The following is a 21,510-nucleotide window of genomic DNA, read 5'->3' as shown; positions in this document are numbered from 1 at the left end:
GATAGGTTCAGCCGGATAGAGGTCTCATGTAACATCGCCCAGCAGGTCGCCCATGGCGTTATTCGAGGTCGGTGTCCAAGTCGTGAGTCGCTCGGCGATCGCACAGAAGCAGCGCGTGAAGGCGACCTGGCCACGATGAATGTCAGTCGCATGATCGGGCTCGCCCGTATGAACGATTGCGCTGCGGGCGTAATAGATCGCCAGGACGCTGGCCTGATAGCGCGCCACCCCTGGCACCCCCTTCATGCAAATCCCGATCCGGCGCCGCAGACGCTGTGCGATCCCGGAAGCATATTGATCCGTGAGCAGCGTCTCGAACGCCACCGCTAGCGCCACAATCGCCTCAGCCTCGTTCGCGCGGGCACTGAACGACTGCCGAAACCAGTCGAGGGCGGTGAGCAGACGGCGGTACAGGCGGCTCTCCGGTTTCGAATGGGTCGCGATACTGACGTGACGGAAATAGCCTCGCTCCACCGTGTTCAACGCCTGCGTCACCTTCGCCGCGAGCCGCCGCATGCGGGACGTCGCCAGTGCGCTGGTCGAAAGCGTCGCGGCGACGTCGGAGAGCTTGGCCAGCTCGAGCTGGGAGACGTTCATGGGTACGCGGCGCGTGGACATCCGGCGGCCAGGGATTGCCTCACCGATCATATAATGGGCGATGTCGAGCGTCTCGAAATTGTTGACGAAGGACGAGTTGCGGTGCCGGTCGAGCGGCCCGACCGCCTCCTGCGACAGGCAATGCAGCATCAGCAGGTTCGCCGCTGCCACCCTGATCTTGAGTGAATAAACGAACTGGTTCTCGTACATATCGCCAGTGAACGACGTGAGGCGGACCAGCATGAGCGGGTTCTTTCCGAACCACTTTGCCGAGTAAGCGAAGTGCCGGAAATCCGACTTGTCGATGCGCTGCTTCACCCCGAGACCCCTTGCCATCCGCTCAATGCTGGCGACGGCCGCATCGAACGAATTGCTCTGGGTGCTCACGGCGAAGCCCGCCTTCCTGAAGATCGCCTCGGAGCGGAGCTTGCTGTCCTTCGCGAAGATCCGCGGCATCTCCATCCCGAAACCTGTCAGCGGATAGAGGACGAAGCCCGGCCTGTCGGCGCCGGCGGTCGCGAGCCCCGCGATGACCCGCGCGGGCACATCCCCGCCCCCATTCTTGGCGGTGTGCAGGATATAATCGTCGAGCAGCGAGCGTCCGACGTAGAACTCGTTCGACCAGAGCGTTCGCGCGATCGCCGCCCGAAGCTGCAGGATATGATGCTCGATCGCCTGGCGGTCCTTGGCAGACAGCTTGGTCTCGTCCGTGACGAGATCATCGATGCTGTCGAACTGGGTCAGCAGATTGTGCTTGGCCTTCAGGAAATCGTCGGACTGTTTGAGCTTCTTGCCGAGCGTGACGGTCAGACCGCCGAGCGTCGAGGTCATTCGGCCTCCTCGCTCTTGCGGGACGCCTGCCATTCCTGCGCCGCAGCCTCGATATCGAAATTCTCGATCGACAGGCCGACGATTGTGTTGATGAAGCTTTTCGCCTCGGCGATCACGGCTTCAGCCTCTTCGGCATTGCTGAAGGCTCCTTGGTGCACCACCGCGTTGCGCACTGTGTTGATCTTCTCGGCCGATGCCTTGAGCGCCTTGCCGATCTGGCTCTCGTCCGGGGTCGCAAAATAGACCGGCACAAACAGACGGGTTACCTTGAGCGGTAGGCCGTTCGCCCAGCGCAGGAACATGTCGATGATGGTGTCATCGAATTCGGTCTTGCGGGACCATTCCGTCCGAATGGCGTAGTTGGCCGCGATCTCGGCTGCCGTCGCGCAACGGACGATCGCCGCGGATGGCTCTTCTCGAAGGTGCAGGCCGGATAATTTGGTCCATTGTGACTGCAATTTTTCGAGATCTGTGCGCTCATTGTAGGGCTTTGACGATTTCTTGCGATGCGCGTTGCTGTCTGCCTTAGTCATTTGCCCCCCTGGTTTGCTGCCCTCCGTCTGATCGGGGCAAGCTCTTCAATATCTTTTCTACGATGAAGGTATAGCTTGCGATGCGGGGCGGGTTGATCGGAATTGCCCTGCTGACAACGGGGGATTCCATGACCGCAGTTACGGCGGCGAACGTCTTTTACATCAAGCTCGGCCGGGGCGGCGATTGGGAGGCCGAAAGCATCCGCGATGGCGTTCTGCGCTTCGGCTATCGCGAAGTGCCGCACGACCTCTGCGTGGCGGGCGACTGGTCGGGCGTCTGGGAAGCGATGAAGGAGCGTCGCGGGGACGCCGGCGCTGCCACCCGCGATGTGAAGCAAATCCGGGCATTCTACGAGAGCGACGAGGATACCATTTTCATCACATTCGTCGGCGGCCTGCTCTATTGGTGTCGGCCGGTAGGCGATATCGAGATCCTGTCGGACAACAGCCACCGCCGCGCGACCTTAGATGGCTGGCACAGCACGTCGATCGGCGGCAGCTTGCTGACGGCCGACCGGCTGTCCGGACGATTGCTCAAGGTCCAGATGTTTCGCGGAACGATCTGCGACGTTCGCGCGGCAGACTATCTGCTGCGCCGACTGAGCGATGAACTATCCCCGGAAGTTGCAGCCGCGGAAGAGGCAGAACGCGCCCTCACCGCGGCGATCATCCCCTTGATGCGGCTGCTGACCTGGCAGGATTTCGAACTGCTGGTGGATCTGGTCTTCTCGAGCAGCGGATGGCGCCGGCTCAGTCAGGTCGGTCGGACCCAGAAGACGATCGACCTCGAACTCATGCTTCCAAGCACCGCCGAACGCGCCTTCGTGCAGGTGAAATCTCAGGCCACGCGGGCATCCCTCGACGACTATGTCGGCCGGCTGGCCGAGGCGGAGGCCTATGATCGCATGTTCTTCGTATGGCACACCGGCAACATCCCCGAGAATGAAGGCCCTGAAGGGGTGATTCTGCTCGGGCCGCAGCGCCTCGCGCGGATGGTCCTCGACGCAGGACTGTCGTCCTGGCTCCGGGAGAAGGTCTCGTGAGCACTATCACCCCCGGACCGGCGCGATCGCGGCCGGCGCGAAAGGACTGACCGTGGATTACGAACCCTATCCCGACGAGGTGGATGATGAGCCCCGGTATCGTCCGGTGGTGGAGATCGGACAGGCCGAACTCTACGAAGCTCTGATGACCCTGGCGGGGTTCGGCGAGAATCCAATTTTTGAGGATGCAGGCGAGCCAGCTGTGCCTGGTCGCCAACATGCTCAATCACATCGAGCAGGAGATCCTTGAGCATCAACTCGACGACGAACCGCCGCGCGGCCGGATGGCGCAGCTGTCGGCCCTGACACCCATGTGGATCTATGCGGCCTACGAACTGCTCCGCACCTGGCGCCAACGGTGCGAGGAGGTCATCAAGCTCGCGGAGAATGGCGGGATCAATCTCAAGGCCACCAACCTCGAACGCGATCTCGGCTACCGGCATTACGATAGGGAGCTGCGGGCCCAACAGCTTCGCGATGCCCATGAGCGACCCGAACTCGTCGATCAGATGCGGATCGATTTGCGCCGGACGGAAATGGGCTTCACCAGGCTGGAATTCCTGCGCGTCGCCCTCGCCAAGCATGAGGTGAGCAAGAAGGGGAACAAGAAGCCCATCGCCTTCGCGCCCGGGCTCGCCACGATCGACCGCCATTGCGGTTCGATGCAATATGAGCTCTCCAACGGAGGCTCGATCATCGACTATGTTACGCGCCGCGATGTGGCGGAGACGATCCGCTATATTCCCGAGATGGAGAATCCGACCGACGAGGATCTTGTTGGATTCAGGGTCTATATGAACCCGCCGGATGTTGAGCCGCCGGCGGCCTGAGACCTCAAAGCAGCGACGCTTGCGCCGCGGCCGGTGGATAGACCTGCAACGGCAGGAGGCTACCCTTCGGCAGGAGGCCAAGCACCTCCTCTGCTGGCACTGAGGGATCAAGCCAGTCGGCCCACCGGTCGCGCGGTAGCGGGATGATCTGACGGGAATGATAGGGCGCGACATCCTCGCCTGGTTCCATCGTCAGCATCGTGAACGCCTCGCCGATTTCCGGATGCGATCGCCAGATGCCGGCGATGCAGAACCAGGGATGGTCCTTCATCGTGAACAGCCATTTTGTCTTGCGCTTCTGGCCCGGTTCGAGCGGCGCCGTGAATTCGTAGAAACCGTCGGCCGGAATGAGGCAGCGGTGCGAAGTGAACTCGCGGCCCTCGGAGCGGAAATTATAGACCGGCCGCCCATTCTGGCCAGGCCAGCTCCATCGCCGATTGACGAGCTCGCCCGATCCCCTGCCCTCGCCGCTGCGCACGATCGGCGCGACGTCGCTGATGTTGATGTCCGCGCGGGCCGCGACATTGGGCGTCCCTTCGGGCATTTTGATCTTGATCTTGAGGTCGTCAAAATCCTCGACGATCGACGCGATATCGACCTCCAGGCGATAATCATTGCACATCGGTCATCCGTTCCACTGGTCCTTGCGACTCATTGTCGTTCTATATATGTTCTTGCAATGGCGATGCCAACACCGTTCGACTCCGAGGCCCCCCTCGAGAAGCTCTTGCCCATCATCCGGCGAAATCCGGACGATATGCAAGAAATGGTCGAGGCCCGGTGGGGCTCCAATCCACGCTTCAGCGGCGGCGCCTCCTTCCGCTTCGTGCGCTCGGAGGGCCAGATCTTCCCCAGCCAGCGCTGCCTGGTGCCCGCGTCGGAATTCCACATGACCGTAAGCGGCGGCAAGCAGTATCGGGTGCGGCTCGAGGATGGCAATTTCTTCTATCTCGCGGCGATCTGGGAGCCCGCCATGGCCGAGTGGCCCCTGTCCTTCCGGGTCATCACCGTCGCAGCCAACCCCGAAGTCAGCCACTATCAGGATCGACACGGTGCGATCATTTTGCGCCGGCAACGCATGCAATGGCTCGACCACCTGCTCCCAGAGATCGACCTTCTCGAAACACCGCCGGCCCGCACGTTCATCGTCGAGGAAATAAACGGCGGTCCGAGGCAGACGAGGCTTGCCGTCTAGTCCGGGATCTGGATGTCCATCGCCGCCATCTGAGCGATCAGCTCTGCCCTGGTGATCGGAACATCGAAGCGCCATTCAAGGAGCCGCATACCGTGGCGAGCCAGCAGCGTGCGCTTTTTCTCGTCACGCAATTGGGTAAGCTTGAGCCCCTCTTCGCCGCCGAAAAGCGTCACGGGCGCGTAGTGCTGCTGCCCTTGATACTCAATGGCGAGACCCAACTCCGGCACATGGATATCGACGGACTGCATGCCGAGGAACGCCGGGCGCCATTGATGGACCGCGGAGGGCCATAGGGTTCGAACCAGATCGAGCAGCGCCACCTCGGACACCCAGCCCCGTCCGATCTCGGGAATCGACCGCTCGCGGCGGAACGCCTCTTCGGCAGCGACCATGGCGGTCGCAAAGAACGCCGATGCCCCGGTATCGGCGGCGCCGATGTTGATGGAGAAGATCCGTCCGCGCCGCGCGCCATGGTTCGTGAACTGCGCCATATGGCGCCGATAGGCAGCCCAATCCGAAGCGGGCGGCATGGGGGGTATCATGGTCGACCCGAAATCCGGCCGAAGCCTGATTAGCTCCTCCAGGACAGGCGGCTCCAGCGCAAATTGCGCATCAAGATGGCCTAGAAAGGCCTCGAATTCCTCAAGCAGTCGCCCCGCAATGAGCGATGATTCCGCATGTTTGCGCGCCAGCACGCGAACATCCTGCGCATGGAGCGGCGATCCAGTCAGGAACCTGAGATAGATAACCTCATCGAACAAGGGCTCACGATCGCGGCCGGGCACCGCCTCGACAAGCGCGAGCGCCTCATCAAGGCGGTCAGCTTCCGTGAATTCAAGAACGCGCTGCCAATGCGGATCGGGGTCCCAAGGTCCGCCATCGAGATCGGGGAGATCGCCTGGGAGGCCGGTCCCGTCAGCACCGCGCCATTGGTCGCCAAGCAGGCGCGCCTGCAATCCGTAACCCCGGGCCCGCTGATTATCCTCCCACACGCGGGCAATCGGCAGCGCCGGATCGAGGGGATTGGCCGTCCAGGATTGACCTTGGGCGATCCCTTCGGGTCGCATCACATAGCCGATGTCGAAACCTGCGGCGGCGTAATCAGCCATGGCGAGATCGCCGATGGCTTCGACGATGCGTTCGAACAGGCGGACCTGATCTTGGCGAACCCCGATCGAAAGAAGGACGCGGCCGCGCGCCGAGGTCTGCCTCGAAATGCCCGGGGCATGGGCCGAAAGCTCAACGGCGCGCTGCCGTCGGATCCCCGGCCCTTCGAGGAAGTGGATGCGGTGGGTGATGTCGTCGGGGAAATCGGGATAGATCATCGGCACTGGCGTCACCGCCTTGGGCGACCGCTTCTTGGGCGGCCCTTCCGGACCATATTCTGTCAGCAGCTCACCGCAGAGCACCGATAGCCGAGTGAAATGAACGGCCGCTGCCGAGCCTGCCACGCGTTTTCCGGCGAGCGTCGCATAGAGCTTCTGCCATTTTGCCAGGTCCTTTCGATAGAACTCGCGGGACATCCGGCTCCGCAACGTATCCTCGTGGAGCTTTGCTGCCTCACGGAACGCCTGAAGACCGGCATCTCCCTCTTCCGGTGACGGGGGCTTGAGCTTCACAGCGCGGGCCCGGTCAGCCGAACGAGGGCGAGCCGTCGGCCCAGCCCGACGCCTGCCAGAGGATATTGAACTGCTCCTGCAGCTGCGGCTGCATCGGCGCGGCAAGATCGGTCACCTGAAGCTCAGGCAGGAACAGCTCGGGCTTGCGGATCTTGCGACCGCCACCGCGGGCACGCGTCAACTCGACGTCCTCCACCCCGCGCAATGCGATGGAAACGAGGCCGGAACCGGCTAGTCCTACGTCGGCGAGCACGGCGGCAAGGCGCTCGAGGTGGGCTGCGATCGATGCCTCCAGCTCGCGGCCATCCACCAGGATTTCGGGATCGTCGTCGATCCGGGCGCCGATCATCGCCTCGAATTCAATCAGGCCGGGTCGAACAAGGCGCGTGCGCCACCGGGTCTCCGGGTTATTTTCGGTCTGAATGAGCGGCAGGCCATAGCTCCACCACTGGCGCTCGTCCGAATCCGACTGAACCCGGACCTGGCTGTCAGGCGGAAAGCGGAGCGCCGCAGCGAGGACGGTCTTTGGATCGAGAGCCGGCCGATCCATCGCAGCCAAGGGCACAATGCGCAGCGTCATGCTGGGCATGGCGACGATCTCGGGAAGCCCTCCTCGCATCCGGTCCGCCGCCAGCTCCGAAATCGCGGTCCGCGCGGCCTCCCAGCGGGGATCCACCTGCGGCGCCGCTGGCGCCGGCGGCGCGACACGGATTCGGGAACGCCCAACCTTCTCGAATGCGTCGATCGCGCCGATCAGCGTTCCGGCGCGCGCATTGAGCTCCCTGATCGCGTCCAGAGTGCTCTGCTGCATGCCGTGCCGCACGTCATAGTCGGTCTTCGGCCAGGCCATGTTGGGGTTCCGGTCCATCACATGGATGCGTTCATAGACCAGTTCCATGAGAGAGGTGTTCGCCGCGCGGACCGCCATGGCGGCCTCCTGTAGCGCGGGGTCCTCGAAATCGAAGGCTGCGCCCGCCCAGGTGGCGGCCATGTCATCGAGCGGATCGAGCGCCTTGCGCGGGTAGGGCGTTCCGAAATTATGGTCTCGCAGGAACTGGCGCAGCAGCTCCGGGATTTGCTGGCGATAGCGCTGCAAAAGCTCGACATCGTGGGGATGAGGCTCGGCCGGCGGCGCAGCCGCCATAAGAACCTCATCGTCGAGGATCAGGCGAAGGGCGCTCTCCAGGTCCTTCTGAAGCCCTGCCCGCGCCGCCTGACGGTCCTCATCGGTCGCATCGGCCGGACAGTGAAAGAGGATCGGGCGTTTGAAATGGGTGAGGTCGAACGGAAGGGGGTGCTCGTCGGGATGGCCCATCGCCGTGTTCATGACGCCGATCATCCTGCCCCACCCGCGCGATTTTAGCGCCCAGCCATGTTCGAGCAGGACATTGGGGTTTGGCGAGAGCTGGCCCTTGGCGCGCGTGGCAACATGCGTGAGGTCGGACAGGAAGGCGACCGCCCGGTCGATCTTTCCGAAGATGGTGTCCGCGAGCGGCGGCATTCCCGGCACATCGACGGTGTCGCGATCGGCGCGAAGCTCACGATCGGCCGGATCGACGTCGGCGTCCGCATTGACGGTGCGTATGGCGCGATCCAGCGCCCACTGGATCAAGCCGCGACCGATCCGGTTCTCCGTGTCGCTTTGCCAGGAATAGAAGATATGGTGCGGCATTCAGGTGGCGATTCTCGTCGTTATGGCGGACGCCTTCGCTAACATGCCTGCCTGGCTCAGGCATCAACGACGCACATTCCCTCGCCCAATGATTGTCATCAATGACACTCTACCAGGCGTTTCTGGGTAAAGTGTCATTGATGGCATCTTAGGTGCAGGTGGGGCGGGCCGCTGCGGTCAAAGCGGCGCTGGTCGTGAGCCCATCATCCGGGTCTCGAGATTGCCCCCGGGCCGACGATGCAGATCGATGATGTGGCCCATCGCCGGTGTGAATTCCATCAGCTTGGCCACCGTCTCATAGGATGTGTTCGGCCCAAAATAGCGCTTCGCGCCGTGCCACTTCCGACCCTCGATCAAGCGGACCCGGTACGTACCGGCAGGCACCGGCAGGGACACTCGGTCATTAGCGGCAACATAGATCGACAGTGCATGGGCGTTCGTATCCGGGTCCATCAATTGCACCACCGTGTTGGAATCGGCCGCCTCAATCGTGAGATTGCTGCGCTTGATCAGACCTACAACATTGGCTGCAACCGTAACCGATCCGCTCTCCGGAAACGGCTGCGCCGGCTCGAGATCGGGAATCCAGCCATGGCGCTGCGCGTCCCCATAGAATGGGATCAGGATCAGCAGCAGGCTCAGCACCGGCAGGGCGAAGCGGACAGCGATCGCCGCTGCAGACGGTTGTCGGCGATATCGCTGGTGGCGCGGATCAAGCCAGGCCGCCTCGATCCGCCCTCTGCCCTCGTTCCATCTCGTCCGGTTGGCGCGCTGCCTGTGGCGCGCTCGCATATAGTCGCGATCATCGATGCCCATTGGACAACCGCCTCCTGCCGAATGTCCGGGCCGATGACGTCCCGATCAAAACCAACCGTCCTTGCGGCCTTCGCCCGTGTCGCGAAGGTTTCGGCCGTCGACGGCGGAGCGGCGGATCTCCAACTCGACCTCATCACCCTTGCGCCGGGTGCGGAAGTCCGCGTTGCTGAGGCCGTTACGCCGGGCATAGTCTTCGGCCGCCTTCTCGCTGCCGAACTTGCCGCCTTCGTCAAAATCCCATGCCATCGCCATTCTCCATACATAGGACCGGCACCGCGCCGGCCGTTCGTCATCAAAGATCAAGGCCGAGGCTGCGCTCGGGCAGCGGCGGCAACAGGTCTGCCTTTTCGGGCTTGAGGTCCGGGGGCGCCTTGAGGCCGTCGCCCTTGATCGGCGCTGCGGGCTCGATCGGCCCGTCCGGGATGGGCGGCAAATCGGCGAGAATGTCCGGCTGATCCGCGAGGTTGATCCCGTCGATCGGGCCGGGATCGAACTTCACCGGCTTGGCGCCGCCCTTCTTGCCGTCGATATCGAGGCGGCCGACCGTCTCCAGGGCCGAGGTCTTGTTGCCGGCATTGTGGTCGAGCTGGCGTTCGAGCTTTTCCTTATCGTCCACGATCATGGTGAGTTCGTCGCGCACGCGCGTCACGCCGACATTGAACAGGCGCTGGTTCGACAGATTGCGCTCATGGCTGTCCATGACCGTGATCGCCTTGTCGGTGGTGATGCCCTGCGCCATGTGCATGTTGAGCGCGTAGGCGAGGTCCAGGCGCGAGAGCATCGGATCGCCGGGCGCCAAGGTCAGGGTCTGGTTGCCTGCCGTTTCGACGGTGATGCCCGAGGCGTCGGCCGAGATGATCCGGGCGAGCGCGGCATTGTGCAGGTCGCGGGGCTTGTCGTTCGCGGTCCAGCGGATGCGGTCGCCCTCGCGGATATGCAGATCCTTCTTCTCGGTGAGTTCGAGCCGGTCGCGTTTCTCCGTCGGCGAGAGACGCTGCGGGTCGAAACGGATCTTGCGGCGCCCATCGACCAGTTCGACCTTGCCTGATGGGAGCACCCTGGCGACGTCATAGCGTCCCTGCGCGAGCCCGACGTCCTGCGCGCCGCCACGGCCGACATCCAGGGTGAGGCCGGGCCGATAGCTGGCGGGATAGCGCAGCTCCTCGCGGGTCAGATTCACCCGGTCATAGACGATCAGATGGATACCCTCGCCGCGCACGGTGCCTTCGGCGGCAAGGCCGTCCTGAATGCGCTGGTTGATGATGGCGCGGGACTCCCGGCCAGAGGCGAACACCTGGGTCGCCCCGCGGTCGTCCGCCCCCAGCGCGAGCCACCTGTCGGCGGCCTCTTCGGGCGGGTTCGCGCTTTCGTGGACGTTATCGCCCAGCACCTTCATCGCCTCGCCCGCCTTGCCGACATTGGCGAGCGCGGCGACGGTGCGCAGGGTGTCGGTCCGCTGGCGGATATTCTCGTCCATCCGAGCCATCGTGCCGCCGGCGGCCTGGATCATCGCGAAGGACTTGCCGGCATCGATGGAGGAGAGCTGCTGGCGATCCCCGACCAGCACGAGCTTGTCGATGCCGAGCGCCTCGACGATGCTGTGAAGCTTCAGCATGTCGGCGCTGGAGACCATCGAGGTCTCGTCCACCACCAGCATCGCGCCGCCGAGCCGCTCGCGCGCGTCCTCGTAGCGCGGCGTATCGCGCTCGGTCAGATAGCGCTCGTTGGCGAGCACGAACGAGGCGATGGTCTGGCTCTTGATCCCGGCCCCCTCGGCGAGGTCCGCGACCATCTTGTTCTGGAAGGCGAGCCCCAGAACATCCTTGCCTTCGGCTTCCGCGATCCGGGCGACCGCCTGCAGCATGGTCGACTTGCCGGCGCCGGCGACGCCCTGGACCGTCACGGTCCGATCTTCGGAGGAGAGGATCAGGGTCGCGGCTGCAAGCTGACCGGCATTGAGCGGGCGATCGGCGACCTCCTGCAGGCGGGCGAGCGCCTCCTGCGCGGGAAGGATCGGCACCGCCTTGCCCACGCCCGCATCGACCGCCTTGAGGATCGCCTCCTCGGTGCGCAGCGCCTCCTGGGTGGTCACCATCTGGATGCCCTTGTCGCCGGCGCGGGCGACACCGGGGATCAACTGTCGATTGTCGTGGAGCTGCTCGATCCTATGCTCGACCGTCTCGATGGTTACGCCCTTCAGGCCGAGGTCCAGCGCGGTCTTCGAGAGCTTGTTGACGTCGAAGGCCGCCTCGCGCTCGGCGAGGATGCGGACGGCCGAGGCGACCGCCAATTGCGTGCGGGCAACGGCCGGCGATTTCGTGGCGCGGGCAAGGCCGCTATCGATCAGCGGATCGGGCGAGCGAAGGAAACCGCCGATGAGATCGCGCGCGCTGGCGATCGCGTCGGTGACCGCGCGGAAGCCCCGCTCCAGCTTGTTGTCGGCGGCGCCCTGCCCTGCCCGGGCGAGCGCCGAGGCAAGCAGACCTTTGCCGTCGAATCCGAGCTCCGCCGCCTTGTCGATCCATCCTTTAAGGAGCCCGTCGCGGTCCTCGACGTTGAGCTTGGGATCGCGGGTGGTGGTGGTCACCCCGTCGCGCCCCTTGGCCGAGACGATGCCAAGTTCGGCAGCCTTTTCGAGGATCGCCTCGCGCCGCTGGCTGAAGGCATCGATGATCGCCTTGGGCACGCCCATGATCTCGAATGTGCCGTGCTTGCCCTTGAGCTCGACCTGGTAGCCGAGCTTCTCCAGCCCGGCGCGCAGGTAGGCGTGGTAGATCGCCCCGATGACCGCGTTGTTCGACCAGATCTTATCGGCGTGCAGCGCCTGCCATTTGCCGTCGGGCATCTGGGTCAGATTGGCGATGACGGAGTGGACATGGGCCTGCGGATCGAGCGCGCGACTGGTGTCGTGCTGGAACAGCGCATAGACGAGCTTGCCGGTCGGCACCGGCACCTTGCGACCCTCGACGTCCTTGCGCCCTTCGGCGAGATTCTTCTCGACCCACGCCATGGTTTTCTGAACCGCGACCATGTTGGCGGCAAGCACGCGCTTGTCGCCGGCGACATAGGCCATGACCGAAACGGACTTCGGTGCCGAGAAGGTGAGATCGACGCCGTTGCGCCGGTTCTCGACCTGGGCGACGCCCTCCCCGCTCGGCAGCACGCCGCTCAGAATCTGCTCGAAACTTTCCCGGCTGACTTCGCCTTCGAGCGCGAGGGCTTCGGCCCCTGCCCCGCCCCAGGCGCTGACCTCGGACGAGCCATCGGCCGTGTAGTAATTGTCCTTGAAGTCGTCCTTCGCGAAATAGTTCGCGGCGCCTGATGCGGAGCGGACGGCGGCGACCGAGAGCATGGATCAGATCCCCATGTCGAGATCGTCCTGGTCACGGCCCGCGGCGAAGCCCTGACGCAGTTCGATGAGGGTCTGATCCTCGACCAGCGGCGCCTGCGGAGAGGGGCCCCGCCGATCGTCGGCGGGCCGCTGGCCGGCCTCCTGCTGGGCGTCCCGGCCGCGCGCGCCATCCTCCTTTCCGCCGCCTGACCCCTTTGCCTGCTGGGGGACCGGGCGGTCATCGCTACGCGGGGCGGTACGGCCGGTTTCGGCGGCCTGGTCCTCGCTCGGCGACTGCAAGATCCGCGCCGCCATTTCCTTGGCGAGATTGGTCGGCTCGACCACCTCATCCACGATCTGGACCGCGCCGTCCCTGCCGCCGGCCTCACCCCCGTCTTCCTCGAAAATCTCCTCCCCGCGTTTGGACCGAACGGGCTGCATCACGGGGCGCTTCAGGAAGCCCGGCGCGACGGTCGGGTAGTCCTTCCATTCGAGCAGGATGCGCGCGGCCGGGAAGCCATCGGGGAATTTCACGAAGCCGTGCATCGAGGGCAGGTTGGTGATGTCGTCGGGGATCACGAGGGGCTCGACCTGCTTGCGCGGGGTCAGGGTCGAGGCGTCGCGGTTGTTGTTATAGCCGTAGCTATAGGCCTCATCCATCTGCCGCACTTCGCGGTTGCCGATATACTGCGAGCACTCCTCGGCGGTCTTGAACTCGCTGGTCGCGAGGACGAGCTTGGAGCGGGCGAGCGAGGCGAGATTTCGCGCGCCTTCCTCGCCATAGACCTCGACCAGCTTCTGGAAGCTGTGGAGCCCCAGGATCATTGCGCCGCCAAAGTTGCGCGCGGTCTGAAGGCCCTTCTCGATCGCCGGCAGGCGGTGCAGCGCGCCGACCTCATCAAACATGAACCAGGTCCGCAAGCTGCGCGTGCGCGGCAGGGTCATGAGGCTGGTGATGGCGATGTTCATCCACAAGGTCAGGAGCGGCCGGTTCATCTCCAGATCGTCGTAATCGGAGGTGACGAACAGGATCGATCCGGGCGCGCGCTCGGTGGTCATCCAGTGCCGGATCGAGAACGGCTCGCCTTCGTCGGGCAGGAAGCGCAGGACCTGCGCGTTGGTGTTGAAGACCGCCCGGATCGATTCCGCCATGCGGGCCGCTTCAGGTGCGGTCAGCGGGTCGGCAATGGTGTTCGCGAGGAAGCGATGCACCCGCTTCAAATCGGCGGTCATCAGGTTCTCGGCGAGCGCGAGGTTGGTGGTCTGTCCCCGCTCCTGAAGCCGCACGCACATCTCGATGAACAGGGTGCGGGCCGCAAGCGCCCAGAAGGGTTCGGACGACCCGCCATCAGAGGGAATGAGCGCCGCGGCGGCCGAGGTGAAATGGCTGTAGGTCGAGCAGTCGTTGAAGATCGACCAGGCCGGGCAGCGCTGGTCCATCGGGTTCAGGATCGTGTCGCGCATGGGATCGTAGAAGGCTTCCACATAGGCGCCGGTGAGATCGAAGATCACGGCGCTGTCCTGGCGCTGGCGCATCTGGCTGACCAGGCTCCTGAGCTCGGTGGTCTTGCCCGCGCCGGTGGTGCCGATCAGCATGGAATGGGACTGCTCGAGGCGGTGCGGATAGGGAATGCCGGCGAGCGTATAGGGATGATGGATACCGCCTGCCTTTCGCGTCGCGAACGGCAGTCTGAGCACGGCGGCGGGCGAGCGGCCGGGGAAGAACTGGCGCGCGTCCTCCTCGAATTTCTCGGCATTGTGCTGCGCGATTTCGGAAATCAGTACGGCGCGATCGACCAGCATGGCGCCGCGCTCATGGCGTTCCTGAAGGATCGAACGCCCGCGGCGGCGCGAGATGTCGACGAACCAGATGGTGAGCGGCGCGACCACGAAAACCGAGACGAGGATCGAGCCGATCAGAGCCCGGATGGTGGTCTCCCAGGCCTGCTGCACGGCCGGGATATAGGGGACCACGGGCATGACCGTTTTGTAGATCTCGCCATTGGGCAGGGTGACATTGACGCGCTTGTTGGGATTGAGGTCGACCCAGTTCCAGAGGGCCGAATAGATCTTCATGCAGACGAGCTGGAATCCATGCTCGTCGAGGCGGATCGAGAGGATGACGAACCAGGCCGCGAGGAAGGCGAAGAACCAGACCATGATGGGCAGCCGCGCGCCCGAAAACCACATCAGCATCTCGTGGGTGAGAAGCTGGGAGCCGCGGGTGAAGTTGCCCGAATTGCGCTGCACGCGGCCGCGCGCGGAGTGGTGGGTCAGCGGGATGTTTTTCCCGTTCGAGCGGATGTCCTCACGCGCCATGATATTGCACCAAGCGCTTGTCGGTTTCGGCAACGAGGCGGTCGCGAAGCTCGGGATATTGCTCGCGCAGAATGACGTCGAGCACGAGCTGCTGGAACTCGCTGATCCGGGCGAGACGCCGCTGGCTCGCGGTCAGCACGTCGGAGGATGAGAGGAAGACATCGAGGGCCGACCGGATGACGTCGGCGACGCTCAATTTCTGCTCGGTGGCGATCACGCTGAGGCGGTCCCATTGGGCGCGCTCCAGGCGGACGTTGTAATGCCGGTAACTGGTAGCCAAAACCAACCTCCTAGCAGGGAGGCTGGTGGGGACTGAAGAATGGCTCTATTTATAGCCGAGCGGCCCGGCTCCGGCAAGTTGATCGTCATGGGCCAGCAGGCCGTAGTCTCACAGACTACGCGCGAATGGCTGATTTCCGCCGTTTTTGCCCGCCTGTCATCCCGTACTACAACGTAGTCTCCTTCCCTTCCGCGCTAACCCGTTGTGAAACAACGGAACTCATGCACCTTCAGGTGCGTAGGGTGTGCTAATCCCAAGAGCCCGATCCCCTGTCCCTGGGTCTGTCTGGATGTCATCGAAGAGGAGCCGGTTGCCGGGTCCGGCGAGGTACGCGCCGCCGTAAGGCGGAACGCGCGAGGCGGGCGTCACCGATCCGATCAGGGTAGGAAAAGCCCCGAAGCGCAGCATCAACGGCGGCCCATAGGCCGCGTTGGAAAGGCGAGGATCGTGACCCGAAGGGCGGAGACAAGGCGCATGCCTTGGCTCCGTGAGGTTGGGCTGCCGTTGCCTGAAGGGCATCGGGAGCCCTAGCGAATAGAGCCGTCATCGGGCGCAGGCCCGATGCGCCCAGCCCTATGAATCTTCTTCTTCCTGCCCTCACCAATCAGCGCTATGCTTGCCCTGTTCATAGCCCGATTAGCCTTCACAAGAGGCACCTATGGCAAAGACACTGGAACAGGAGAGACAGGCTCTCGAAGAGGATCAGCGCCGGCTGGAAGAGCGGCGCAGGAAGCTCGAAGAGAAAGAGCGAGAGCAGGCGATCGCGACGATCGAGAAATCCGGACTGCTGAAGCTTGATCCCAAGCGGCTTGCCGATCTCACGGGCCGCATCAAGACCCTGGGTTTCGAGGAAGTCGAGAAGCGGCTCAAGGCCTGAACCATCCCCCGCCGCGGCAACGCCGCGGCACGGTCATGGGGGGCTCGATGCCCCCCGTGACCGTTCCTCTCCCAGCAAAAAAAGGGAGAGGCCGCAGCCCCTCCCCTGTCGTTCAGAATTCGTCGATGATGCCGCCCGGCGCGGTGTAGACGATCCGGTCGATCATCGCCTGTCCGAGCGCGCCGTAATCGCCCTCGTCGATGGCAAGGAACCCCAGCTCATCGTCCTCGACCACATGCTGGTCGAAGTAGCTGTGCATCGCGCGGCGCTCGGCATTGGCGACGGCGGCGAAGTAGGCGGCATTGTGATCGGTGATGATGTTCGAGATCGTCTGCATGTTCGTCTCCTGTCGTCTTGAATGACAGGGGAATGGCGTCGGGCGGGCGGGACCGTGTCAGGCCTCGCCGGCTTGCCGGCGACCGCGAAGCGGCGGTGGGGGTCACGATTTTCTTCGGCGGCCACCCCGGCCGCCGATGATGCGCAGCGCCCGCTCCGCCGAAGAAAATGGTGGGGCCCCGCCGGGCTTGAGACGGTCTCGTCCGCCCGACAGAATGGGAAGACTGTGAGAGATTTTTCCTCTCGGGGGAGCGCAACGGCAAGGCGTAGCGGCGCGCGGACCGAAGGGTCCGTGCGGCACGCGAGCGAGCGGGCATCTTGACGCCGGGCAGCAGAGAAAAGGGACCGGGCGCGAGACCCGATCCCACTCTGGTTCAGGGATGCCGGCCGCAGTGGCAATAATCCTCCTCGATGCCCGTGAAGGAGCAGCGCCCCGGACCGAAGCCAGCCTCCAGTCCGGCCGCGTCCTCGATGAAGCCGTGATAATTTGCGATGCTGATCGCCTGATGGCGCAGCGCCGGATCGAGGGCGTCGATATAGGGCTCGCAGGCTTCGGTGAAACGCTGGGCGTAGAGTTCGTAGGACGCGCCTTTCGTCTCCTGGATTGCGGCGGCGGCAAGACGATCCGCGTCCTTGCGGAATTGCGCGAGAGAGGTGGAGGCTGAGGCGTCCTCAACGGCATATTCGAGCGCGTCTTCCGGATGGGCAGGCCGAAAGCCATCGGGAACTTGGTAGGTCGTGCCGCAGTGGGAGCAGCGCGCGCACTCGTCGACTTCATCAAATTGCTCGTCGTCATAGAGCGTTGCGCAATTGGGGCAGACCGGCGTGGAGAAAAGTTGGCGGAGCAATTGGTCGAGCGATGTCATATTGCCTCCGATAGAATTGTGGTTGCTCCCCATCTTGCATCGATGAGGATGGTCGCATCGGGACGCGGTGTTGAGGCGGTCAGGGACGGCGAAGCCGCCGCGCAGCGGGCAGCGGGGGAGCCGATTTTGTTGCCGGGACGCGTAGCGGAGTGGCGGCAAAATCGGGGGAACCGCTGATCCTTGACAGCCGATCGACACCCAGCGTCATGATGTGGCGATGAAGCTCCGTCTGATGCCGAGATGCGGGTGCGACAGGGGCTGGTTGTGCTCACCGGCCGCCCTCGTGTCATAGGCGCGACACGAATGCGCGGCATGGTTTCCGGGCCCTGCGCCACCGATCTTCACGGACCATTTAGAGATCGACGTCAGCCAGCGAACTGATGGACACGCTGGCGCTTCGTTTGGACCGCCGCAAGGGTCTGAACGCACTTCGCCTTGGTGCCGGGAAGGGTCTGTGTTAGGCGCCGGATTGCGCTGCGAAGGCCGCGGCGCCGGGACTGGTAATCCCGTCGAGAAAGGCAGCTCGGTGTGGTCTCACGCCGGGGTGCCTGCGCACATGTCCAGGTGCCTCGGCACTAAAAGCGTAGGCGCATGTCTCGACGTGTTACCAGCCCCGGCTCCCGCGCACGGCGCGGGAGCTCTCCGGGGAGGAGCGACGGCTCGGAGGCTCGCGAGGATAGACCGCGCTCGAGGTAGCGATATGGACCTCTCCGAGACGGATCCGACGGTGACGCGGGCACTCGCGCTGGCATTGATGCGGCAGGCCAAGGAATATCTGATTGCGACCAAGGACGCTGACGCTGCCGACCAGTTGCAATGCGCGATCGACACCTTGTTGACGCCGCGAACGCCGGTCGCGGCCTAATCTAGAGCAGCGCGAAAAGGGGCGCGCCGCGCAGGCGTGCGCGCCCCTTCCCGACATCTGGTCCGGGCGGAGGCTATGCCCATTCCAGACGGGAGCTGTCGTCGAGATTCCCGGTCGCGATCAGGCGGTCGAGCCGGGACAGATATTGGGCCGCGCCCTGCGCCTGGACGCTGCGGCGGACCGCAGGATCGGCGAGGCGGGAACGGACAGTATCGATCGGGATTTCTCCGACGCTGTCCGGTCGCAGCCCCAGTCCTTCGAGCAGCGCGAAGGCGTTTTGATAGGCCAGATCGAGTTCGAGGCCGAGATCGGAAGTCAGGCCGACCGATAGGGTGATCGGCCCAGTGTCGCCCTCGCGATAGACGTTGACGCGGCGGCCGCGAAATTGGGCCTCGTCCAGCACCGTGATGACATCGGTCTGATAGTCGAAGATGCGCGCGATGCTGGCGAGCGCCAGCGGGCAAACACGCGCCTCGAACCGATAGGAGAGATAGTCGTCCTCCACGAAATCCGGGTCGAGCAGGACCATGTTGAGATGCTCGCCCTCGCGGCGCAGATATTCCCGGAAGGCAGCGAGCTGGCGCGCGTTGATGACGGCGGTCTGGCGTTCCTGATGGTCGGCCGATGTGGTGATGCGAAATACAATGGACATCTCGTCCTCCCTTGCTGAACGCAGCGCCCATTCCCTCTCCCCTCTGGCCGCATTGCGGGGCGAGGTCGGTGCGATCAGCGGGCCATTGAGCGAGCGCGCCAGCGCTCAGTCCCCGGCGGCGCGAAGGGGCTCGATGCCCCTGAGTGCCGCATCTCCACGCAGAAAAAGATGGAGAGGCCCCGGCCGAAGCCGGAGCCCCTCCAAGCGAGCGCTCACGCGCTGCGCTGGGTGCGCTGGTGCGCGAGACGGACGATGTGCAGCGGCACCCCGGCCTGCCGCAGCTTCTGGGCGAGGTTCTGCTGGATGCCCGAGCCTTCGCAGATGACGGCTTCCACCGGCTTGAGACCGAGGATGCGGTCGTTGCGGACGAAGGCAGCGCGGTTGCCCTGGCTGCGATCGAGGCGGAATTGGATGACCTTGACGCCGCGCGATGCCGCCCATGCGTGCGCCACGGCATCGCAGCCCTTCGCCTGCGCGGTGGTGGCGAGGATCATCTCCGGGATGCGTGCCTTGATGCTGTCGAGACCGTTCCAGAGCAGGTCCGCGTCCTCCCACACCTGACCGCCGGAGAATGCCACGACCGGGCCTTCCGGTGCGAACTGCTCGCGGCGCTCCCGGGCGCGGGAGGCGAGATAGTCGCGGGCCTCGATCATCGACGCGTTGAGGGCGCTGGAAACCCGACTTCCCCGGACCGGCGAGAAGGGCTTGCCGGTTTCGACCCGATAGACCTCGGCGGCATGGTCGCGCATGCATTCCATCGCCTCGCGGCAACCCTGGAGGGTCTGGCAGAGAAGCTGCGTGTCTTCGAGTTCGGTCGCGTAGATCTCGGACGGATCGTAGCTGCGTGCGAGATCGCCGAGCTTCTTGGCGGCGTCATCCTCGCGGCCCTCGATGCGCTTCGCGACGACATGGAAGCTGTTGGCGAAACCCCAAGCCAGATCGGCCGCGAACGGCTCCATGCGGCTGTCGCGCAGCACGTCGAACATGGTCTGCATCATCATCTCGGTGGCGGCCCGCACCTGCTCGGGATCGGGCATGTCGAGTGCTTCGGGTGCCTCGACGATGCTGAGCTTGGCCATCTCGCTATGTTCGATGAACGCGCCCTCGTAGGTCTGGGTCAGTCCGTCGTTTTCACGCGACGCGGCGACGAAGCTGGCAAGGTCGGCGAAGTTGTTGAAAGAAGTCATAAAAGCCTCCGAACAAGTCGATCTCTCATCCGGGATTGGATGAAAGATGAAATCTCATCGGATGGGCCGACGGGGCTTTGTCAGGGACGCGGGGACAAGTCCCCGCGCCGCCTCAGCGGGGCGTGGGGGAACCGATTTTCTTGGGGCCAGAGCGCAGCGGCGGTCCCGGGAAAATTGGGGGGACCGCGCATCCTTGAGAAAGCCCCCCAAGGCACATCACACTACGGCGATGAAGCTTGTCTGATACCGAGATGTTAGAGAGAGAATGATTTGCCCCGGCCGCGCGGCGGCCGGGTTAACAGCAAATCGCTCCAGACTGTCCCAGGAGAAACCCCCTCCCCATCATCCCCGCAAGGTGATCGTAACCCGGCAGGGCGGAGACGCGGCAAGGCCGTGGCTCCGGGAGCCGCAGGCGAGTAGAGCGCCGGTCCCGGCCTGAGCCTGACGAAGGCCCGGGATGCGCCAAATGATCGAGCACCGACGCCGCAGGCAATGTTGAAGGAATGAAGAGTGAAGGCCCAAATTCAGGCGAACTATGAGGAGCGTCTATCGCGATATGCTGCGCTGTTGCATGGCAATGAGCCACCGGGGCTGGTGGCGAAACTCGCCGTCTATCAGCAGCTCCTGCGGCAGCGTGATATTCATGGCGACCGCCTGTGGCAGATCGAGCCGATCCTCTACCCGTTGACGCTGTCCGCCGAGATCGACCTGCACCTGGCCGTGTCCCGGCTGCTCGAAAAATCGCGGCGCGCCGAGGGAAGCCTGTTCGCATTCCTGGATTTCTGCGTGAAGAACCGGACGAGCATCACCTGGAAGTCCGGCACGCCGCCGGCGGGCGAGTTCGAACGGCAGATCGAGGAGCTGGAATCGCGGCGCGCGACGATCGACGCCATCATGGGCCGCCGCGACAAGTTCTTCGCCCATCTCGACAAGGAATATCTGCGCGATCCGGCGCGCATTTATACCGACTATCCGCTGGCGGAGCAGGACGTGATCGCCCTGGTGAACAGCGTGATCAAGATCGTCACCGGCCATGAGTGGAAGCTCAGGGAGGTGGCGAGCATTCATGTCGGCGAGTTCTACGCGATCGCCGTCGACAACATGGTCCGCAATCTCGAGACCGGGCGACGCGCGAACTTCCCGGGCCAGTTGAGCTGAAGGGCGGCGCCCGCAGGCGCCGCCCTATCGGGTCAGAAGAAGTCGATCTTGTCGGCGATGATCTCGCAGCCGTACCGGGTGACGCCGTCGCGATCCTCCCAGCTCGAATAGTGCAGCCGGCCGGTGATGGCGACGACATCGCCTTTCTTGCGCGACGCGCCGGCCTTGCCGAGACCGTTGAAGCAGGTGACCTTGTGGAACTCGGTCTCCTTGGCGGTGTAGCCGGTGGCCTCGTCGACATAGGTCTTGCCGTCCCTGAGCTTCACGCGATCGGTCGCGACGATGAGGGTGGTGACGGCGCCGCGGGTTTCGGGGTCCTTGGCGACGCGGCCGGCGAGATTGACGTTGTTCATGGTGGTGCTCCTCGTTGGGTCCAGCGGCCTTCCCGCCGGTGACACCGAAGAGCGGCGTGCGGAGACGGTCCGCACCGGAGCGCCAGCGGAGGGGAACCTCTGGAGGGAGCTTGGCGCGGGCAGCCGCGCAGCGGCAACACGGGCGACCGG

22 protein-coding genes are annotated in these 21,510 nt (G+C 64.2%); 7 read left to right on the top strand and 15 right to left on the bottom strand.

Annotation, left to right across the window (positions count from 1 at the left end; all coding sequences use genetic code 11):
* Nucleotides 1–24 precede the first annotated feature (24 nt).
* Nucleotides 25–1,428 carry a hypothetical protein gene (locus tag ACZ9HU_RS16260; RefSeq protein WP_476106450.1) on the bottom strand — a complete coding sequence of 468 codons (1,404 nt, stop codon included), beginning with the start codon at nt 1,426–1,428 and terminating at the stop codon, nt 25–27.
* Nucleotides 1,425–1,961, bottom strand: coding sequence for a hypothetical protein (locus ACZ9HU_RS16255; protein ID WP_476106448.1), 537 nt, complete (start codon nt 1,959–1,961; stop codon nt 1,425–1,427). Before ACZ9HU_RS16255 ends, ACZ9HU_RS16260 begins: the two co-directional genes overlap by 4 nt.
* Nucleotides 1,962–2,089: 128 nt before the next feature.
* Between ACZ9HU_RS16255 and ACZ9HU_RS16250 the strand changes: the two genes are divergently transcribed.
* From ACZ9HU_RS16250 to ACZ9HU_RS16240, 3 genes are read left to right on the top strand one after another with little or no spacing between them, the layout of a single operon-like run.
* A complete protein-coding gene (locus ACZ9HU_RS16250) occupies nt 2,090–3,004 on the top strand; it encodes a hypothetical protein (protein ID WP_476106446.1) in 915 nt (304 codons plus the stop codon).
* Nucleotides 3,005–3,056: 52 nt separating this feature from the next.
* Nucleotides 3,057–3,254, top strand: coding sequence for a hypothetical protein (locus tag ACZ9HU_RS16245; protein ID WP_476106445.1), 198 nt, complete (start codon nt 3,057–3,059; stop codon nt 3,252–3,254).
* A complete protein-coding gene (locus ACZ9HU_RS16240) occupies nt 3,223–3,834 on the top strand; it encodes a hypothetical protein (protein WP_476106443.1) in 612 nt (203 codons plus the stop codon). The genes ACZ9HU_RS16245 and ACZ9HU_RS16240 overlap by 32 nt, the downstream gene beginning before the upstream one ends.
* A gap of 4 nt (nt 3,835–3,838) precedes the next feature.
* On the opposite strand, the gene ACZ9HU_RS16235 is transcribed toward ACZ9HU_RS16240, so the two are convergent.
* The gene (locus tag ACZ9HU_RS16235) at nt 3,839–4,456 is read right to left on the bottom strand and encodes an SOS response-associated peptidase (protein ID WP_066703426.1); all 618 of its coding nucleotides are present in this window, start codon (nt 4,454–4,456) and stop codon (nt 3,839–3,841) included.
* Nucleotides 4,457–4,513: 57 nt separating this feature from the next.
* Here ACZ9HU_RS16235 and ACZ9HU_RS16230 point away from each other — a divergent pair, with 57 nt between their 5' ends.
* Nucleotides 4,514–5,029: an SOS response-associated peptidase family protein gene (locus ACZ9HU_RS16230; RefSeq protein ID WP_476106440.1), complete on the top strand. Its 516-nt coding sequence runs from the start codon at nt 4,514–4,516 to the stop codon at nt 5,027–5,029.
* Here ACZ9HU_RS16230 and ACZ9HU_RS16225 read toward each other — a convergent pair.
* The 7 genes from ACZ9HU_RS16225 to ACZ9HU_RS16195 form a co-directional block, all read right to left on the bottom strand.
* Nucleotides 5,026–6,648 carry a hypothetical protein gene (locus ACZ9HU_RS16225; protein WP_476106439.1) on the bottom strand — a complete coding sequence of 541 codons (1,623 nt, stop codon included), beginning with the start codon at nt 6,646–6,648 and terminating at the stop codon, nt 5,026–5,028. The two genes, ACZ9HU_RS16230 and ACZ9HU_RS16225, sit on opposite strands and share 4 nt — an antisense overlap.
* Before the next feature lie 13 nt (nt 6,649–6,661).
* Nucleotides 6,662–8,320: a hypothetical protein gene (locus tag ACZ9HU_RS16220; RefSeq protein ID WP_476106437.1), complete on the bottom strand. Its 1,659-nt coding sequence runs from the start codon at nt 8,318–8,320 to the stop codon at nt 6,662–6,664.
* A 177-nt stretch (nt 8,321–8,497) separates the two neighbouring features.
* Entirely contained in the window at nt 8,498–9,136 is a 639-nt protein-coding gene (locus ACZ9HU_RS16215; RefSeq protein ID WP_476106435.1) for a hypothetical protein, read from the bottom strand.
* A 45-nt stretch (nt 9,137–9,181) separates the two neighbouring features.
* A complete protein-coding gene (locus ACZ9HU_RS16210; RefSeq protein ID WP_298672322.1) occupies nt 9,182–9,382 on the bottom strand; it encodes a hypothetical protein in 201 nt (66 codons plus the stop codon).
* A 46-nt stretch (nt 9,383–9,428) separates the two neighbouring features.
* On the bottom strand, nt 9,429–12,488 hold the full coding sequence (gene mobF / locus ACZ9HU_RS16205) for a MobF family relaxase (RefSeq protein ID WP_476106433.1): 3,060 nt from the start codon (nt 12,486–12,488) through the stop codon (nt 9,429–9,431).
* Between the two features lie 3 nt (nt 12,489–12,491).
* Nucleotides 12,492–14,786: a type IV secretion system DNA-binding domain-containing protein gene (locus tag ACZ9HU_RS16200; protein ID WP_476106431.1), complete on the bottom strand. Its 2,295-nt coding sequence runs from the start codon at nt 14,784–14,786 to the stop codon at nt 12,492–12,494.
* Entirely contained in the window at nt 14,776–15,066 is a 291-nt protein-coding gene (locus ACZ9HU_RS16195) for a hypothetical protein (protein WP_476106430.1), read from the bottom strand. Before ACZ9HU_RS16195 ends, ACZ9HU_RS16200 begins: the two co-directional genes overlap by 11 nt.
* A gap of 658 nt (nt 15,067–15,724) precedes the next feature.
* On the opposite strand from ACZ9HU_RS16195, the gene ACZ9HU_RS16190 reads away from it, so the two are divergent.
* Nucleotides 15,725–15,943 carry a hypothetical protein gene (locus tag ACZ9HU_RS16190; protein WP_476106429.1) on the top strand — a complete coding sequence of 73 codons (219 nt, stop codon included), beginning with the start codon at nt 15,725–15,727 and terminating at the stop codon, nt 15,941–15,943.
* 112 nt (nt 15,944–16,055) lie between these two features.
* On the opposite strand, the gene ACZ9HU_RS16185 is transcribed toward ACZ9HU_RS16190, so the two are convergent.
* Both ACZ9HU_RS16185 and ACZ9HU_RS16180 read right to left on the bottom strand, forming a co-directional pair.
* Nucleotides 16,056–16,280 (bottom strand): hypothetical protein, encoded by a 225-nt coding sequence (locus ACZ9HU_RS16185; protein WP_476106427.1) that lies wholly within the window; start codon nt 16,278–16,280, stop codon nt 16,056–16,058.
* 373 nt (nt 16,281–16,653) lie between these two features.
* Nucleotides 16,654–17,145: a hypothetical protein gene (locus ACZ9HU_RS16180; RefSeq protein ID WP_476106426.1), complete on the bottom strand. Its 492-nt coding sequence runs from the start codon at nt 17,143–17,145 to the stop codon at nt 16,654–16,656.
* A 700-nt stretch (nt 17,146–17,845) separates the two neighbouring features.
* Between ACZ9HU_RS16180 and ACZ9HU_RS16175 the strand changes: the two genes are divergently transcribed.
* A complete protein-coding gene (locus tag ACZ9HU_RS16175) occupies nt 17,846–18,010 on the top strand; it encodes a hypothetical protein (RefSeq protein ID WP_476106425.1) in 165 nt (54 codons plus the stop codon).
* 73 nt (nt 18,011–18,083) lie between these two features.
* On the opposite strand, the gene ACZ9HU_RS16170 is transcribed toward ACZ9HU_RS16175, so the two are convergent.
* Both ACZ9HU_RS16170 and ACZ9HU_RS16165 read right to left on the bottom strand, forming a co-directional pair.
* Nucleotides 18,084–18,662, bottom strand: coding sequence for a hypothetical protein (locus ACZ9HU_RS16170; protein ID WP_476106422.1), 579 nt, complete (start codon nt 18,660–18,662; stop codon nt 18,084–18,086).
* Between the two features lie 212 nt (nt 18,663–18,874).
* A complete protein-coding gene (locus ACZ9HU_RS16165) occupies nt 18,875–19,849 on the bottom strand; it encodes a DUF2493 domain-containing protein (RefSeq protein ID WP_476106420.1) in 975 nt (324 codons plus the stop codon).
* A 510-nt stretch (nt 19,850–20,359) separates the two neighbouring features.
* Here ACZ9HU_RS16165 and ACZ9HU_RS16160 point away from each other — a divergent pair.
* A complete protein-coding gene (locus ACZ9HU_RS16160) occupies nt 20,360–21,007 on the top strand; it encodes an AbiU2 domain-containing protein (RefSeq protein ID WP_476106418.1) in 648 nt (215 codons plus the stop codon).
* Nucleotides 21,008–21,039: 32 nt separating this feature from the next.
* Here ACZ9HU_RS16160 and ACZ9HU_RS16155 read toward each other — a convergent pair whose 3' ends face one another.
* Entirely contained in the window at nt 21,040–21,360 is a 321-nt protein-coding gene (locus tag ACZ9HU_RS16155; RefSeq protein WP_029993262.1) for a single-stranded DNA-binding protein, read from the bottom strand.
* Nucleotides 21,361–21,510 lie beyond the last annotated feature (150 nt).

Source organism: Novosphingobium sp. Sphag1I (genome assembly GCF_056279125.1).
The sequence above is the reverse complement of the archived record's forward strand: the minus strand, read 5'-3'. Positions and strand labels throughout refer to the sequence as shown.